Consider the following 857-nt stretch of genomic DNA (forward strand, 5'->3'; position numbering starts at 1 on the left):
TTTCCACCTCATCCAGAGGCGACCTGCTTAAAAATAAATAGTCTTCTGTATCAATAAATTGCTTATGAGTACTGGCGAGCAGTTCGTCTATAGAAGCTTGCTGCACGCCCCCGATTTCAGCCCTGTACTCATATTCCATTGCACGAGGTGGCTGAGCTTTCGCAAACGCCTAGGCGGGGCTCGCTTTAGACATCCCTTCTATTTTCAAATAAAGCAAACCTGAAGACGCATACAAAGATTGCGCATCTTTATTACGCAGTTTCATTTTGTTGGCACCATTGACACTGCGTGTTGCTAAATTAACGATTGGTTTTAGGCTAGCTTCACTAACCTGAATCAGCTTATCTCTTTCAGCATTGTACATACTGCTGTAGAGCACCCAGCTAAGTGATAACACAATCACTAGAGCGAAACCCATAAACGATAGCAGTAAAATATTGCCTATCTGGAATAGCTTGTTCATATCGTCACTTACCCGTCCTTGATAACTTAGAAACCATTACGGCTATTGCCCACTAGCACATTGGCCTTTGACACAAAACGCTTCATAGCCTGAGTGACAAGTCGAGCATGTCTCTACACTCAAGGGTGAGGCAGGGTCCGCTGCAGTAATGTCCGTTCCATCCTCTTTGAAAACGCTATAAACTGCGTCACCACTTTTGTGGCCAGTAACGAGAAGAATACCTAATTCCTTAAGGTGAAGAATCATCGATGCACCATCGGCCATTTTTCCATCTTTGGTCTTGTAACTCTCCGTCTTACTTGGCTCGACCAATACCGAAACGGCACCAGGGCCTTCTGGCCTAACACCGCAATATGTCTCAACCGTTCCCTGATAAATAGGCGGTAAACTGCTT

2 protein-coding genes are annotated in these 857 nt (G+C 44.9%); both read right to left on the bottom strand.

The annotated features are described in order from the left end of the window. Window positions 1-169: 169 nt before the first annotated feature. Window positions 170-463 (bottom strand): hypothetical protein, encoded by a 294-nt coding sequence (locus A3766_RS06175; protein ID WP_068514376.1) that lies wholly within the window; start codon window positions 461-463, stop codon window positions 170-172. 42 nt (window positions 464-505) lie between these two features. After that, a partial coding sequence (locus A3766_RS30545; RefSeq protein WP_197479376.1) for a hypothetical protein occupies window positions 506-857 on the bottom strand: 352 nt, incomplete at its 5' end.

The organism is Oleiphilus sp. HI0132, from assembly GCF_001635845.1.